Raw genomic sequence first — 14,341 nt, forward strand, 5'->3', positions numbered from 1 at the left:
GGTACGCTCCCGACGCTCCCGCCCGCGGACAAACAGCGCCTGAACACCGCCCGACATCGAGAGGCCCGCTTTCCATGAATCTGCCGCCCACCGGCCGCCGCGTCCTCGTCACCGGCGCCTCCCGCGGCCTCGGCCGCGCCGTCTCCCGCGCCTTCGCGGCGCAGGGCGACCACGTCGCCGTCCACTACGGCAGCCGCGCCGCGGATGCCCGCCACACCCTGGAGTCACTGGCCGGCACCGGCCACACGCTGGTGGGCGGCGACATCTCCGACCCGGCGGGCGCGGCACGGGTCGCGGACGAGGCGGCCGATGCCCTCGGCGGGATCGACGTCCTCGTCAACAACGCGGCGGTCAACGAACCCCACCCGCTGCCCACCACGTCGTACGACGACTGGGCGGCGGCCTGGCAGCGCCATCTGTCCGTCAACCTCCTGGGCACGGCCCTGCTCAGCCATCGCGCCGCCCGCTCCATGATCGACCGCTCGACGCCCGGCCGGATCATCAACATCGGCTCCTGCGGCGCCTACCGCGGCGAGCCCGACCACCCGGCCTACGGCGCGACGAAGGCGGCGGTCCACGCCCTGGGCCAGTCCCTGGCGGTCTCCCTGGCCCCGCACGGCATCGCCGTCGCGTCCGTGGCCCCGGGCTTCTTCACCACGGAACGCGTGGCGTCCCGCCTCACGGGCGAGGAGGGCGAGTCGATCCGCGCGCAGAGCCCGTTCGGGCGGGTGGGGACGGCGGAGGAGATCGCGGGGGCGGTGGTGTGGCTGGCTTCGCCGGGGGCGGAGTGGTCGTCGGGAACGATCCTGGACCTCAACGGAGCGTCGCACCTGCGGTGAGCAGACGGGGTTACGGTCCGTTTCGGCTCGGGCCGGTTTTCGTGTGCGGGTGCGTCGTGGTGCCGGGTGCCGGGGCCTCCGGAGGTCCGTGTCCGGACTGCTTTCCTCACCGTGCTTCGCACGAGCTGCGACGCTTTACGTCCGGACACGCACCTCCTCCGACCCCGACCCCCTCGCGTCACCGACCACGCGGCCGTGCCCGGGGCGGGCGAATCCTCACCCACTCACCCCGCCGGGACGGCGAATGGCCGGGGCCACCGGGCCGCACCCGCCCCCAACACCCCGCCGAGGCGGCGCTTGGAGGCGACCACCGGGGGGAGGGGGTCGGGGTCGTAGGAGGTGCGTGTCCGGACACTAAAGCGTGATTTGTGGCGCGCGTACGCCCGAACCAACGACAGGGCAGAGTCGCGCCGTAAATCATGCCGTCCGGACATGTACCTCCGGAGGCCCCGACCCCCGGCACCACAACGCACCCCGCGCCACGACCCCCCGCCGGAGGCGCACCGCACCCCCGCTACCGCGACCTCGCCTTGAACGCCGCCTTGCGCGCGTCCTTCGACGCCGTCCTGTCCCGATGCAGCCGCCCCATCGCCTCCAGCACCTCCGCCGTCGCCGGGTGCTCCACCCGCCACGCCGCCTCGAAGAACCCGCTGTGCTGCCCCACCAGGCCCTCGACCAGCTCCTGGAGCTCGTCCGGCTCCCCCTCCGCGTCCAGCTGCGCGGCGATCGTGTCGATGGCCAGCCAGAAGATCATCGACTCGGGCGGCGGCGGCACATCACCCGCGCCCAGCTCGGCGAGCCAGACACGTGCCAGGCCGCCCAGTTCGGCGTCGTCCAGGACCTCGCGCACCGCCGACTCCGCCTCCGCGCCGACCAGGGACAGCGCCTGCTGGCAGTGCAGGCGGCGCAGTGGCGCGCCCGGGTCCGTGCCGCGCGCGGCGGCCAGGAGTTCGCGCGCCGCGTCGGCCGGCGCGCGCCGGGTCAGCCACTGTTCCGTCTCCACGCGCGCGGACAGCTCGGGGAAGTGCGCCACGCCGTCCAGCAGCGCGTGCGCGTCCTTGTCCGCGAGATCGCCCACCGCGGGCGCGTCGACCCCGGCCTCCAGCATCCGGGACCTGATCCCGTAGAGCCCGAGCGGCGTCAGCCGGACCATCCCGTACCGGGTGACGTCCTCCTCGTCGACGGGCAGCGACGCCTCGGGCGTGTCCTCCGCGTCCTCCATCATCAGCGCCTCGTCGACCGGTACGTACGAGACGAGCCCGATGGGCTCCAGCAGCCGGAACTGGTCGTCCAGCCGCATCATCGCCTCGGACACCTGCTCCAGGACGTCGTCGGTGGGCTCGCCCATGTCGTCGGGCACGATCATCGACGCGGCGAGGACGGGCAGCGGGACCGGCCCTTCGCCGCCGCCCTCCGCGAGGGTGAGGATGTAGAGGTTGCCGAGGACGCCCTCCAGGAACTCCGCCTCCAGCTCCGGGTCCCAGTCCAGCGATTCGAGATCGATCTCGCCGTCGTCGCCGATGGCCGCGGCAAGATCGTCCAGTACGGGCGCGGTCGCGTCGGCGAAGACGACGTCCAGGGCGTCCAGCCAGAGCGACAGGATGTCCTGCGGGCTGCCGGAGGTGAGCACTCCGAGCTGTTCGCCGGTGGTGACGTGGCCCTCCTCGTCGGGAGCGGCATCGTCCGGGTCGTCGACCTCGACGAGGCCCGTGTCGACCGCGACCCGCCATGCCTCGCTGGCGTACGCCTCGCCGTCGCCCTCGGAGAGCTCGTCACCGAGGTCGAGGAGTTCCGCGGCGGCGGGCAGCTGCTCGTCGACCAGCTCGCCGCCGGGTCCCACCCGCGTCGCCGGCCCGGCCCAGCGGGCGAGGCGGACCGCGCGGGTGAGCAGTGGCGCGGCGAGGGCGTCCCGCGCCAGCTCCGCTTCCGAGGGCAGTCGCACCGGCGGCAGGGTGGGGCGGTCTCCGGGCATCTGGTGGTTCTCCTTGTGGCGTACGCGGTCGATGCGGCCTCCCAGCGTAGACGTATTTGGACCCATGCCACCCGGTTCATGTACTCGACAACCGACGGACGCCCAGGGGCTCTTGACAACTGACCGCCGCAGCCAAGAGATTGACGCGCGTAGAACACCCCCTCCCTCATCACCGGAGTGCCTTCATGCCTTCATCCGTACCGAGAACGGCCGCTGTCCCGGCGCTCGTCGCCCTCGCCATGGCCTCCGGGCTGCTCGCGGGCGCGGGTGCCCCCGCCTCCGCCGCCTCCGGGATCCGGATCCATGGCATCCAGGGAACCGGCCGGATATCCCCGCTGGTGGGCACCCCGGTGGCGGACGTGCCCGGCATCGTCACCGGCGTACGGACCACCGGTTCCCGGGGGTTCTGGATCCAGGACCCGAAGCCCGATCATGACGCCGCCACGAGCGAGGGCGTCTTCGTCTTCACCAACTCCGTGCCGACCGTCGCCGTGGGCGACTCGGTGAAGGTCTCCGGCACGGTCGGCGAGTACATCCCGGGCGGCGCCGCCTCGGGCAATCAGTCGGTCACCCAGATCGCCTCGCCGACGGTGACGGTCGTCTCCTCCGGCAACCCGCTGCCCGCGCCGGTCGTGATCTCGGAGAAGTCGGTGCCCTCGGCGTACGCCCCGAAGGGTGACCCGGCGGCGGGCAACAGCGTCAACGGCCTGCGGCTGAAGCCCCGCGACTACGCGCTGGACCTCTACGAGTCGCTGGAGGGGATGAACGTCCGGATCGGCGGGGCACGGGTGGTCGGCGCGACCGATCCGTACGCGGAGCTGTGGGTGACGGTGAAGCCGCGGGAGAACGACAACCGCCGCGGTGGCACGGTCTACGGTTCGTACACCTCGCAGAACACCGGCCGGCTCCAGATCCAGCAGCTCGCGCCCGTCGCGCAGCACCCGTTCCCGGCGGCGAACGTCGGCGACACGCTGACCGGTATCACCGAAGGTCCCCTGGATTACAACCAGTTCGGCGGCTACACACTCGTCGCCCGGACGCTGGGGACGGTCACGGACAAGAAGCTGAGGCCCGAGACCACCCGCCCGCAGCGCGAGAGCGAGCTGGCCGTCGCCACGTACAACGTCGAGAACCTCGACCCCTTCGACCCCCAGGAGAAGTTCGACGCGCTCGCGGGCGCGGTCGTACGGAACCTCGCCTCGCCGGACATCCTGGCGCTGGAGGAGATCCAGGACAGTACGGGCGCCGAGGACGACGGCACGGTCTCCGCCGAGGAGACCATCGCGAAGTTCACGGCGGCGATCAGCGCGGCCGGCGGTCCCTCCTACGCCTGGCGCACGATCGACCCGGAGGACAAGAAGGACGGCGGTGAGCCCGGCGGCAATATCCGCCAGGTCTTCCTCTACAACCCGGCGCGGGTCTCCTTCACCGACCGTCCGGGCGGGGACGCGACGACGGCGACGGATGTCGTCCGTACGCAGGGCCGCGCGGCCCTGACGCTCTCCCCGGGCCGGGTGGACCCCGCCAACGCGGCCTGGACCAACAGCCGCAAGCCGCTCGCCGGGGAGTTCACCTTCCGCGGCCGTACGGTCTTCGTCATCGCGAACCACTTCGCCTCGAAGGGCGGGGACGAGAGCCTGACCTCGCACCACCAGCCGGTGAACCGCTCCTCCGAGGTCCAGCCGCTCCAGCAGGCCCGCTCGGTGAACGCGTTCGTCAAGGACATCCTCGCGGCGCAGCGCGACGCGGACGTACTCGTCGTCGGTGACATCAACGACTTCGAGTTCTCGGCCACGGCCAAGGCGCTGGCCGACGGCCGCGCGCTGTATCCGGCGATCAAGTCCCTGCCGGCCGCGGAGCGTTACTCGTATGTCTACCAGGGCAACTCGCAGGTCCTGGACCAGATCCTGACCAGCCCTTCGATCACCTCCGGTGCGTTCGACTACGACAGCGTGCACATCAACGCGGAGTTCGCCCGGCAGAACAGCGACCACGATCCGCAGGTCCTGCGGTTCCGCCCCTGAGAAGCCGCGGTGGTCCGGCCCGACCCCACACGCGGCCGGGCCACCGCACTCGGCGCCGCCGCGCTCACCCTCCGCTGAGGCTGATCGCGGGGGTGTACCACGTCACCGTGCTGTCCTTCACCCCGGGATAGGACTGCACCCGCTTCCACTGCTCGGTGGCCGAACCGACCCCGTTCCCCGGGGCGTTGAGGGCGTCGATATGCGCCTGCTCGCTCTCCCACTCCGCGTAGTTGAGTACGCGCGTGCCGTCGGTGCTGAGATGGAAGTGTGCGGAGATCCCGCCGGGGGGCGTGGCCGGGTCGGTACCGAGAGCCTCGAAGACCGCGTCGACCCAGCCCTTCTGACGGTCGGTGTCGGGCCCCTCGAACTCCACCTCCACGAGCACGACGCAGCCGGGCACCCGGGTTTCCGCCTCCGCCAGGGCCCCGCTGCGGTACAGCTCGTACGAGCGCAGCCCCACGCGCTCGATCCCGGGCACGGCGGCGTCGATCTCGGCGTTGCGCTCGTTCCGGAAGGTGCGCGCGAACGCGTCGTACGCCTCCCGGTCGCGCCACTGCGAGTAGTGCCGCAGGGTGTCTCCGTCGTTTCCGGTGGAGACGCTGTAGGAGAGCAGCCCGACGTCCGGCCACTCCCTGCTCCGCCAGGCCCGGCTGATGGCGTCGACCGTGGCCCGTTGCCGCTCGGGCGTGCCGACGCGCCAGGTGCTGATGAGGACGAGCCCCACGCCGGGGCGGGTGATCTCCGGCACGGTGCTGAGGCGCACGGACATGGTGGAACCTCCTTGTGGCGCACCCCCGCGGTGCACCCGTGACCACCATGCTCAAATATGAAGTGCGGTTGAGGTCAACAAGCCGTGGCCCCGCCGAGCCGCCGCCTCGTCACCCCGTCACCCCGTCACCCCGTCAGACCACGACGTCGAACCACGGCCGGCGCGTGGTGGCCCAGTGCGCCACCCAGCCCGCGAACCCCTCTTCCGCGGTGGTGTGTCCGAAGGCCACCCCGAACGGCGCCGCGCCCACATCGCTGATGTTCCAGATCCGCCCCCGGTGCGCGCCGCTGACGACCAGATGCCAGTACATGCCGCAGCCGTCCGTGCCCAGCACCACGCTCCCGTAGTTGTAGACCTCGTCGATGAGCGGCTCTATCTCCTCGTACGGACGGGGGTCGTCCTCCCACACCCAGGCCTCGGTGAGCGGGAACGGCTTCGCGAGATCCCGCTGTGTCTGGTCGCATCCCCAGTCGGCGGGCAGCGCCGCCAGAGGTATCAGCCCGTCGATATCGGCGGGCCCGTCGCTGCAGCCGTCACATATCTCCGCGACCAGCGTGCGGTACGGCTCGGGCAGGACGATGCCGTGCGCGCTCTCGAAGGCGCGTACCCCGTCCCAGCCCAGCGGCGGCAGGCAGCGCTCCGACGGGAAGGCGGCGCGCAACGCGTCGAGTTCGCCCCCGTCGGCGTCGCCCTGGTCGGCGTTCTCGGTGTCCATGCTCTCCATGCCCTCCATGTCCTCCATTGCACCAGTACCCACTGACAGTCCGGCCTCTGCTACCCCGAAGCACGCCATTCCGAACGGACCGCCGGTCAATCTTCGATGCCGATGTACGGGCTCCTCGCCCGTCCGTTCACGACGGGTCCGCGGTCCGCCCGGCCGCCCACGCGGTGACCCGCAGTTCGGCGTCCGTGCCGATGTCGACGAGCAGCGGGAATGTGTCGCGTTCCTCGCCAGGCGCCGCCGCGACGACCACGTGGGCGCCGGTCGAGTGGGCCCCGGACTCGGTGATCCGGTTGTTCCACTGCAATACCGACTCCACGGACTCCCCGGGCTCCATCGTCAGTTCGCGCGGGCCCTGGTCGTCGGCGGCGCCCGTGCTCTCGTTCCCCTGGACCAGCTTCAGGCCGACCGGCTCGCGGTCCTCGTCCAGGACGCCGATCTCCGGGTAGCCGTTGACGCGGTAGGGCTTGGTCCCGCAGTTCCGCAGGACGATCGATACGGCCCGGATCCCCATGGCGGCGTCCACCTCGCCATGGCTGACGGCCACACCCGAGGCGAGACAGCGGCCGGGACCGGTGGCGTCCACCCGCTCGGGGCCCTCGGGCCGGCCGGCGGGCGGCTCGCTCGGCAGCGCCGCCGACGGCTCGGAAGCCGTCGCGGCCGGCGTCCCCGCGCCCGCGCCCCGCGCGGCGTCGATCTCGTTCTGGATGTCGGAGCATCCGGTCGCTCCCGCCATCACGGCCAGCGAGCCCGCCATCAGCGCGGCCGTTCGGCGTACCCGTGCCATACGATTTCCTCCCCCGCCCGGCCCACTGCGGGGCACTCGCCGATCATGCCAGACGGCCCGGGACCACTGCTCTTTAGTGGTGCTTCATCCTCACCCGAAGCAGATCTAAGTAGACCTTCACAGTCGCTCGGCGGACACTGCCGGTATGAGCACTCCTCGCCCCTTCGGCCGCGCCCTCTGCGCGATGGTCACGCCCTTCACCGCCGAGGGAGAGCTGGATCTGCCCGGCGCCCGCGAACTCGCCGGCCGGCTGGTGGCCGAGGGGTGCGACGGGCTGGTGCTGAACGGCACCACCGGGGAGTCGCCCACCACCACGGACGCCGAGAAGACCGCTCTCGTGCGCGCGGTGTGCGACGAGGTGGGCGGTCGGGCGGCCGTCGTCGCGGGCGTCGGCAGCGCGGACACCCGGCATACCCTCGCCCTCGCGCGGGCGGCCGAAGAGGCCGGAGCCGACGGCCTGTTGGTGGTCACCCCGTACTACAGCCGCCCGCCGCAGTCCGCCGTGGAGGCGCATTTCCTGCGGATCGCCGACGCGTCGGGCATCCCGCTGATGCTGTACGACATCCCGGGCCGCACCGGCACCCGTGTCGAGCCCTCGACGCTGCTCCGCCTCGCCGCGCACCCACGCGTCGTCGCCGTGAAGGACTGCGCGTACGACCTGCTCGGCAGCTCCACAGTGATCGCCCGCACCTCGCTCGCGTACTACTCCGGCTGCGAGGAGCTGAATCTGCCGCTGTACGCGGTCGGCGCCGCGGGATTCGTCAGTACGGTCGCCAACGCCGCGCCCCGCCCGCTGCGCGCCGCGCTCGACGCGTATGACGCGGGCGCGGTCACCGAGTCCGTACGGCTCAACCAACTCACGCTTCCCCTGGCCGAGTTGATGATGGCCTCGGGGCTGCCCGGTACGGTCACCGCGAAGGCGCTGCTCGGCGCGCTCGGCCGGCCGGGCGGACCGGTGCGTGAACCGCTGCGGCCCGCCGGCCGGGAGACGGCCGACGGGCTGCTGAAGGCGTACGGAGAGCTTGTCGGAGCCACCGCCGCGCCGCTGTGATCAGCGGGTACCGACCAGCCGTGGGGCTGGGTCAGTTGTGGCTGTGGAGCACCTCGTTCAGACCGTCCCAGACCGCGTTGTTCGGGCGGGCCTCGACGGCGCCGGTGACCGAGTTGCGGCGGAAGAGGATATTGCTCGCACCGGACAGCTCACGGGCCTTGACGATCTGGCCGTCGGGCAGCGTGACGCGCGTACCGGCCGTGACATAGAGCCCCGCCTCCACGACACACTCGTCGCCCAGCGCGATCCCGATGCCCGCCTCGGCGCCGATCAGGCAGCGCTCGCCGATCACGATGCGCTCCTTGCCGCCACCGGAGAGGGTGCCCATGGTGGAGGCGCCGCCGCCGATGTCCGAGCCGTCACCGATGACGACGCCCGCCGAGATCCGGCCCTCGACCATGGAGGTACCGAGGGTGCCCGCGTTGAAGTTGACGAAGCCCTCGTGCATCACGGTGGTGCCCTCGGCGAGATGCGCGCCGAGCCGTACACGGTCCGCGTCGGCGATCCTGACCCCCTTGGGGGCGACGTAGTCGGTCATCCGCGGGAACTTGTCGACCGAGGTCACCTGGAGGTGCAGCCCCTCGGCACGGGCGTTGAGCCGTACGGTCTCCAGCGTGTCGACGGCGACCGGGCCGAGCGAGGTCCAGGCGACATTGGCGAGCAGACCGAAGATGCCGTCCAGGCTCTGGCCGTGCGGCTGGACCAGCCGGTGGCTGAGCAGATGCAGCCGCAGATATACGTCGTGCGTGTCCAGCGGCTTGTCGTCGAGCGAGGTGATGACCGTACGGACGGCGACGATCTCGACCCCGCGACGGGCGTCGGGGCCGATCGCCTTGGCCGCGCCTTCTCCGAGCAGTTCCACGGCCCGCTCGGCGGTCAGCCGCTCGGTGCCGGCCGGTCCGGGCTCGGCGGCGAGCGCGGGGGCGGGGAACCAGGTGTCGAGGACGGTGCCGTCCTCGGTGAGGGTGGCGAGGCCGGCGGCGACGGCGCCGGTGGTGCGGGGGGAACTGGGGGAAGACGTGTCGGTCATGCTCCGAACTTAACGGTCCCGGCGGGGCGCGGGCGAACCGGTCCCAGGTGACGGGCGCGGGGAAGGGATCAGCCGCGTCAGCATCGCGCGGGTGTTCTCGACGTCGTACACCGCGTCCGTGAGCAGCACGTGAAGACAGATCCCGTCCAGCAGCGCGACCACCGCCCGCGCGGTGTCGGGATCGGTGCGCCTGGTCACCTCGTCCCCGAGCGCGGCGCACCACTCCCCGGCGACCGGGCGCAGCGCGGGCCGCCGCAGCGCCGCGAGATACAGCTCGTACTCCAGCGCCACCCCGGTACGGTCCCCGGCCAGCCACTCCCCGGTGATCCGGGCCAGCTCACCGGCGATGTCGCACCCCGGATCCGCGAGAGCGCCGCTCTCCCGCACGGCCGCCGCGAAGCTCTCGTTGGTCTGCCGCAGCGCGGCGATCAGCAGTTCGTCGAGCGAGGCGAAGTGGTACGTGGTGGAGCCGAGCGGCACATCGGCCTCGGCGGCGACGGTGCGATGGCTCAGTCCGGCGATACCACCGCGCCCGACCACCCGGATCGCGGCGTCGATGATCCGCTGGCGCCGTTCGGGGTCGTAACGACGGGTCATCAGTGGGCTCCTCCGAGGTTGAGCACGACGACGCCCGCGATCACGAGGGCGATACCGAGCAGCTTCGTCGGCGCCATCGACTCGTTCATGAAGACCATGCCGATGGCGGCGATGGCGGCCGTGCCGACGCCGGCCCAGATCGCGTAGGCGGTGCCGATGGAGATGGTCTTGAGGGTCTGCGCGAGCAGCGCGAAGGCGATGACATAGCCCACCACGGTCACCAGCGAGGGCCACAGCCGGGTGAAGCCCTCGCTGTACTTCATGGCCGACGTGGCGGCCACCTCCGCCGCGATCGCCGCGGCCAGCAGTCCGTATCCCATGCGTACGAGAGTACACATCGATGCGTACGGCCGTACATACCCGCTGCTCACACCCACCGGTTACGGTGTGCCGTCCGGATCGGAGCGACGGGGAGCGGAGCAGAGCGGTGGCGCACGGCACGACGGGGTGGGGCGGCGGTGGCGGGTACGGAGGCGGTCCCGGCGGGCCGCACGGAAGCGGGCCGTACGGGAGCGGGCCCTACGGCTGGGGCGGCTGGACGCCTCCCCCGTCACCCCCCAAGCCCGGGGTGATACCCCTCGGCCCGCTCGGCCTGGGCGAGATACTCAACGGCGCGTTCGCCACGATGGGCCGCTACTGGAAGCAGCTGTTCGGGGTGGCCGCGGTGGTGTACGGCGCGGCCACGGCAGTCGTCGCGATCGCGCTGGCCGTCGCCTACGCCATCGTCGGCGACCGGCTCCGCGCGGTCATCGACACTCCGCGGGGCGCGGATCCGTCCTGGGCCGAGGTCCGGCCGCTGCTGATCGCGTTCGGCTGTGTCTGGCTCTTCGGCATGCTGGTGCTGCCGACCGCCAACGCGTTCGTCCAGGCCGCCTGCCCCTCGGTCGTCCAGAGCGCCGTCCTGGGCCGCCCGACCACCTTCGGCGCGGTCTGGCGCCGGGCCCTCGCCCGGTTCCCCGCGGTCCTGGGCGCCGTCCTCCTCAGCGGGCTGATCGCCGTCCTGCCGGGGGCGCTGCTCCTCCTGGGCTTCGTCGCCACGCTGATCACCTACATCACCATGGACGGCTCCCCCGGCCATCTCTTCTGGCTGATCCCGCTCGGCTTCCTTGGCGCCCTGGCGCTCGTCCCGCCGGCGGTCTGGCTCTGGGTCCGCCTCAGCCTGGCCCCGGCGGTCGCCGTCATCGAATCCCGTGGCCCGCTCGCGTCCCTGCGCCGCTCGGCCGAGCTGGTACGGGGTGCCTGGTGGCGGATCTGCGGCATCTCACTGCTGGCCTTCGCCATGGCGGCCCTCGCGGGTCTCGTCCTCCAGCAGCTGGTCAACGCGCTGACGGCCGTCGGGAGCCTGCTGACCCCGTCCACCCTCGGCGGCGACCCGACAGCCGGTCAGATCCTGGTGGCCGTGAGCGGCTATCTGGTGCTGTTCATGGTCGCCCAGCTGATCATGCAGTTCATCACGACGACCTTCCCCCAGCTGGTGCTGAACCTCCTCTACGTCGACCGGCGCATCCGCACGGAGAATCTGGCCCCCACCCTCGCCGAGGCCGCCGCTGCACCGGCCTAGCGGCCTGCCCGGACGCCCCACGAGTAAGTCCCAAGTCCCGTGGAGACACGAGAGGGCCCCATGATCCGGCCGGGATCACGGGGCCCTCTCGCACGGTCCGACGCTCAGACGTTGAAGCCCAGCGCGCGCAGCTGCTCGCGGCCATCGTCGGTGATCTTGTCAGGACCCCACGGCGGCATCCAGACCCAGTTGATCTTGAGTTCGTTGACGATGCCGTCCGTCGCCGCCTTCGCCTGGTCCTCGATCACATCGGTCAGCGGACACGCCGCCGAGGTCAGGGTCATGTCCAGGGTGGCGATATTGGAATCGTCGATATGAATGCCGTAGATCAGACCGAGGTTGACGACATCGATGCCCAGCTCGGGGTCGACGACGTCGTACAGCGCCTCGCGGACCTCGTCCTCCGAGGCCGGCTTGATCGTCAGGGTCTCGTTCTCGCTCATGCCGTCTCCTTCGTCGCGCTGTCGCCCAGGGCCTGGGCCGTCGCGTCCTTCCACGCCATCCAGCTCAGCAGCGCGCACTTCACGCGGGCGGGGTATTTCGAGACGCCGGCGAACGCGACCGCGTCCTCCAGCACCTCTTCCATCGCGTCGTCGGGTTCGAGCTGACCCTTCGACTGCATCAGCTCCAGGAAGGTGCCCTGGATCTTCTGTGCCTCGGCCAGCTCCTTGCCGACGAGGAGGTCGTTCAGTACGGATGCGCTGGCCTGGCTGATCGAGCAGCCCTGGCCCTCGTACGACACATCCGCGATCCGCGAACCCTCGTACCGCACACGCAGCGTGATCTCGTCACCACACGTCGGATTGACGTGGTACACCTCGGCATCGCCGTCCCGGAGACCGCGCCCGTGCGGGTGCTTGTAGTGGTCCAGGATGACGTCCTGGTACATCGAATCCAGCTTCACGAACTGCCCTGCCCCTCAGGTCCTCATCCGAAGAAGTTACGGACGTGCTCAAGCCCTTCGGCCAGAGCGTCGACCTCGGCCGGAGTGGAGTACAGATAGAAAGACGCTCGCGTGGTCGCGGGAATTCCGTACCGCAGGCAGACCGGGCGCGCGCAGTGGTGGCCGACCCGGACCGCGATGCCCTGTTCGTCGAGGACCTGGCCCACATCGTGGGGGTGGATGTCGCCGAGCGTGAAGGAGATCGTGGCGCCACGGTCCTCGGCCGTCTCCGGGCCGATGATCCGCAGGTCGGGGACCTCAAGCAGCCGCTTCACCGCGTACTCGGTGATGGCGTGCTCATGCGCGGCGATCTTGTCCATGCCGATCGCGGTGAGATAGTCCACGGCCGCGCCGAGGCCGACGGCCTGGGCGATCGGGGGCGTACCCGCCTCGAACTTGTGCGGCGCCGGGGCGTAGGTCGACGAGTGCATCGACACGGTCTCGATCATCTCGCCGCCGCCCAGGAACGGCGGCAGGTCCTCCAGCAGCTCCTGGCGGCCCCAGAGCACGCCGATCCCGGTCGGGCCGACCATCTTGTGGCCGGTGAAGGCGACGAAGTCGGCCTGGAGCGCCTGTACGTCGAGTACCTGGTGCGGCGCCGCCTGGGAGGCGTCGACGCAGACCAGCGCGCCGACCTCCTGCGCGCGCCGGATGATCTTCTCGACCGGGTTCTGGGTGCCCAGGATGTTGGAGACCAGTACAAAGGAGACGATCTTCGTCTTCTCCGTGATGATCTCGTCGATGTTGGACAGATCGAGCCGGCCCTCGTCGGTGATGCCGAACCACTTCAGCTTCGCGCCCGTGCGCTGCGAGAGCAGCTGCCACGGCACGATGTTGGAGTGGTGCTCCATCTCCGTGATGACGATCTCGGTCTCGTGGTCCACCCGGTAGGGCTCGTCCGCCCAGCCGAGCATGTTCGCCACGAGGTTGAGCGACTCGGAGGCGTTCTTGGTGAAGATCACCTCGTCACGGCTCGGCGCGTTGATGAAAGCGGCGACCTTGTCACGGGCGCCCTCGTACAGCGCCGTGGCCTCCTCGGCGATGGTGTACACGCCGCGGTGGACATTCGCGTTGTGCCGCTCGTAGTACGCGTTGAGCGCGTCGAGCACCTGGCGCGGCTTCTGCGAGGTCGCCGCGGAGTCCAGGTACACGAGCTTCTTGCCGTCGTGGATCACCCGGTCGAGGATCGGGAAATCCTTACGGATCGCCTCGTCGAGCAGACGGTCCGATGGTGTGAGAAGGCCCGGCAGCTGTGTCACGCGACATCCTCCTCCGAGTTCACCCCGCTCACGGGGCCGCCCTTCGCGTATGCCTCGTAGCCCTCGTTCTCCAGCTTGTCCGCCAGCTCCGCACCGCCGGACTCGGCGATCCGGCCCTGTGCGAAGACATGCACGAAGTCGGGCTTGATGTAACGGAGAATCCGCGTGTAGTGCGTGATCAGCAGCGTGCCGACCTCGCCGCTCTCGCGGACGCGGTTGACGCCCTCGGAGACGACGCGCAGCGCGTCGACGTCGAGGCCGGAGTCGGTCTCGTCGAGGATCGCGATCTTGGGCTTGAGCAGTTCGAGCTGAAGGATCTCGTGCCGCTTCTTCTCGCCGCCGGAGAAGCCCTCGTTCAGATTGCGCTCGGCGAAGGACGGGTCCATCTGGAGACGCTCCATGGTCTCCCGGACCTCCTTCACCCAGGTGCGCAGCTTGGGGGCCTCGCCGCGCACGGCGGTGGCGGAGGTGCGCAGGAAGTTGGAGACCGAGACACCGGGGACCTCGACCGGGTACTGCATGGCGAGGAAGAGGCCGGCGCGGGCGCGCTCGTCCACGGTCATCTCCAGGACGTCCTCGCCGTCCAGGGTCACGGTGCCACCGGTGATCGTGTACTTGGGGTGGCCCGCGAGGGAGTACGCGAGGGTCGACTTGCCGGAGCCGTTGGGGCCCATGATGGCGTGGGTCTCGCCCTGCTTGACGGTCAGGTCGACGCCTTTGAGGATCTCGCGGGGGCCGTTCTCCGCTTCGACGGAGACGTGCAGGTCGTGGATTTCAAGCGTTGCCAT

The 14,341-nt window shown here is 70.8% G+C and carries 15 protein-coding genes; 4 read left to right on the forward strand and 11 right to left on the reverse strand.

Annotated features, from left to right (window positions below; translation table 11 throughout):
* The first annotated feature begins 74 nt into the window (after positions 1-74).
* Complete coding sequence (locus AB0M67_RS03135) at positions 75-839, forward strand: SDR family oxidoreductase (RefSeq protein WP_365742028.1); 765 nt, start codon at positions 75-77, stop codon at positions 837-839.
* A gap of 514 nt (positions 840-1,353) precedes the next feature.
* Here the strand turns inward: AB0M67_RS03135 and AB0M67_RS03140 are convergent.
* Positions 1,354-2,811 carry a hypothetical protein gene (locus AB0M67_RS03140; RefSeq protein ID WP_365742030.1) on the reverse strand — a complete coding sequence of 486 codons (1,458 nt, stop codon included), beginning with the start codon at positions 2,809-2,811 and terminating at the stop codon, positions 1,354-1,356.
* Between the two features lie 185 nt (positions 2,812-2,996).
* On the opposite strand from AB0M67_RS03140, the gene AB0M67_RS03145 reads away from it, so the two are divergent.
* Positions 2,997-4,835: an endonuclease/exonuclease/phosphatase family protein gene (locus AB0M67_RS03145; protein WP_365742033.1), complete on the forward strand. Its 1,839-nt coding sequence runs from the start codon at positions 2,997-2,999 to the stop codon at positions 4,833-4,835.
* Positions 4,836-4,899: 64 nt separating this feature from the next.
* Here AB0M67_RS03145 and AB0M67_RS03150 read toward each other — a convergent pair whose 3' ends face one another.
* The 3 genes from AB0M67_RS03150 to AB0M67_RS03160 all read right to left on the reverse strand — a co-directional run bounded on the left by AB0M67_RS03150 (position 4,900) and on the right by AB0M67_RS03160 (position 7,112).
* Positions 4,900-5,604, reverse strand: coding sequence for an antibiotic biosynthesis monooxygenase (locus AB0M67_RS03150; protein WP_365742035.1), 705 nt, complete (start codon positions 5,602-5,604; stop codon positions 4,900-4,902).
* Between the two features lie 133 nt (positions 5,605-5,737).
* The gene (locus AB0M67_RS03155; RefSeq protein WP_365742038.1) at positions 5,738-6,346 is read right to left on the reverse strand and encodes an SMI1/KNR4 family protein; all 609 of its coding nucleotides are present in this window, start codon (positions 6,344-6,346) and stop codon (positions 5,738-5,740) included.
* Positions 6,347-6,455: 109 nt separating this feature from the next.
* Positions 6,456-7,112: a DUF4232 domain-containing protein gene (locus tag AB0M67_RS03160; protein ID WP_365742040.1), complete on the reverse strand. Its 657-nt coding sequence runs from the start codon at positions 7,110-7,112 to the stop codon at positions 6,456-6,458.
* Between the two features lie 145 nt (positions 7,113-7,257).
* Here AB0M67_RS03160 and dapA point away from each other — a divergent pair, with 145 nt between their 5' ends.
* Positions 7,258-8,163, forward strand: coding sequence for a 4-hydroxy-tetrahydrodipicolinate synthase (dapA, locus tag AB0M67_RS03165; protein WP_365742042.1), 906 nt, complete (start codon positions 7,258-7,260; stop codon positions 8,161-8,163).
* 31 nt (positions 8,164-8,194) lie between these two features.
* Here the strand turns inward: dapA and dapD are convergent, their stop codons facing one another.
* The 3 genes from dapD to AB0M67_RS03180 are packed head-to-tail and all read right to left on the reverse strand — an operon-like array spanning position 8,195 to position 10,110.
* Positions 8,195-9,193: a 2,3,4,5-tetrahydropyridine-2,6-dicarboxylate N-succinyltransferase gene (dapD, locus tag AB0M67_RS03170; RefSeq protein ID WP_365742044.1), complete on the reverse strand. Its 999-nt coding sequence runs from the start codon at positions 9,191-9,193 to the stop codon at positions 8,195-8,197.
* 9 nt (positions 9,194-9,202) lie between these two features.
* Positions 9,203-9,790 carry a TetR family transcriptional regulator gene (locus AB0M67_RS03175; protein WP_365742046.1) on the reverse strand — a complete coding sequence of 196 codons (588 nt, stop codon included), beginning with the start codon at positions 9,788-9,790 and terminating at the stop codon, positions 9,203-9,205.
* Positions 9,790-10,110 carry a multidrug efflux SMR transporter gene (locus AB0M67_RS03180; protein WP_365742048.1) on the reverse strand — a complete coding sequence of 107 codons (321 nt, stop codon included), beginning with the start codon at positions 10,108-10,110 and terminating at the stop codon, positions 9,790-9,792. Before AB0M67_RS03180 ends, AB0M67_RS03175 begins: the two co-directional genes overlap by 1 nt.
* 107 nt (positions 10,111-10,217) lie before the next feature.
* On the opposite strand from AB0M67_RS03180, the gene AB0M67_RS03185 reads away from it, so the two are divergent.
* Positions 10,218-11,351, forward strand: a complete 1,134-nt coding sequence (locus AB0M67_RS03185) for a hypothetical protein (RefSeq protein ID WP_365742050.1) — start codon at positions 10,218-10,220, stop codon at positions 11,349-11,351.
* 104 nt (positions 11,352-11,455) lie between these two features.
* Here AB0M67_RS03185 and AB0M67_RS03190 read toward each other — a convergent pair whose 3' ends face one another.
* From AB0M67_RS03190 to sufC, 4 genes are read right to left on the reverse strand one after another with little or no spacing between them, the layout of a single operon-like run.
* Positions 11,456-11,794: a metal-sulfur cluster assembly factor gene (locus AB0M67_RS03190; RefSeq protein ID WP_129769630.1), complete on the reverse strand. Its 339-nt coding sequence runs from the start codon at positions 11,792-11,794 to the stop codon at positions 11,456-11,458.
* Complete coding sequence (gene sufU, locus AB0M67_RS03195; protein ID WP_365742053.1) at positions 11,791-12,255, reverse strand: Fe-S cluster assembly sulfur transfer protein SufU; 465 nt, start codon at positions 12,253-12,255, stop codon at positions 11,791-11,793. The genes AB0M67_RS03190 and sufU overlap by 4 nt, the downstream gene beginning before the upstream one ends.
* A gap of 23 nt (positions 12,256-12,278) precedes the next feature.
* Positions 12,279-13,553 (reverse strand): cysteine desulfurase, encoded by a 1,275-nt coding sequence (locus tag AB0M67_RS03200; protein WP_365742055.1) that lies wholly within the window; start codon positions 13,551-13,553, stop codon positions 12,279-12,281.
* The gene (gene sufC, locus AB0M67_RS03205; protein ID WP_356517190.1) at positions 13,550-14,341 is read right to left on the reverse strand and encodes a Fe-S cluster assembly ATPase SufC; all 792 of its coding nucleotides are present in this window, start codon (positions 14,339-14,341) and stop codon (positions 13,550-13,552) included. Before sufC ends, AB0M67_RS03200 begins: the two co-directional genes overlap by 4 nt.

The organism is Streptomyces sp. NPDC051662, assembly GCF_040681655.1.
Taxonomy (GTDB): Bacteria; Actinomycetota; Actinomycetes; order Streptomycetales; family Streptomycetaceae; genus Streptomyces.

What these genes read in the sequence shown, in the direction of transcription:
- AB0M67_RS03135 (WP_365742028.1), top strand. Translation starts at nt 75, where the DNA reads ATGAATCTGCCGCCCACCGGCCGCCGCGTCCTCGTCACCGGCGCCTCC.
- AB0M67_RS03140 (WP_365742030.1), bottom strand. Translation starts at nt 2,811, where the DNA reads ATGCCCGGAGACCGCCCCACCCTGCCGCCGGTGCGACTGCCCTCGGAA.
- AB0M67_RS03145 (WP_365742033.1), top strand. Translation starts at nt 2,997, where the DNA reads ATGCCTTCATCCGTACCGAGAACGGCCGCTGTCCCGGCGCTCGTCGCC.
- AB0M67_RS03150 (WP_365742035.1), bottom strand. Translation starts at nt 5,604, where the DNA reads ATGTCCGTGCGCCTCAGCACCGTGCCGGAGATCACCCGCCCCGGCGTG.
- AB0M67_RS03155 (WP_365742038.1), bottom strand. Translation starts at nt 6,346, where the DNA reads ATGGAGGACATGGAGGGCATGGAGAGCATGGACACCGAGAACGCCGAC.
- AB0M67_RS03160 (WP_365742040.1), bottom strand. Translation starts at nt 7,112, where the DNA reads ATGGCACGGGTACGCCGAACGGCCGCGCTGATGGCGGGCTCGCTGGCC.
- dapA (WP_365742042.1), top strand. Translation starts at nt 7,258, where the DNA reads ATGAGCACTCCTCGCCCCTTCGGCCGCGCCCTCTGCGCGATGGTCACG.
- dapD (WP_365742044.1), bottom strand. Translation starts at nt 9,193, where the DNA reads ATGACCGACACGTCTTCCCCCAGTTCCCCCCGCACCACCGGCGCCGTC.
- AB0M67_RS03175 (WP_365742046.1), bottom strand. Translation starts at nt 9,790, where the DNA reads ATGACCCGTCGTTACGACCCCGAACGGCGCCAGCGGATCATCGACGCC.
- AB0M67_RS03180 (WP_365742048.1), bottom strand. Translation starts at nt 10,110, where the DNA reads ATGGGATACGGACTGCTGGCCGCGGCGATCGCGGCGGAGGTGGCCGCC.
- AB0M67_RS03190 (WP_129769630.1), bottom strand. Translation starts at nt 11,794, where the DNA reads ATGAGCGAGAACGAGACCCTGACGATCAAGCCGGCCTCGGAGGACGAG.
- sufC (WP_356517190.1), bottom strand. Translation starts at nt 14,341, where the DNA reads ATGGCAACGCTTGAAATCCACGACCTGCACGTCTCCGTCGAAGCGGAG.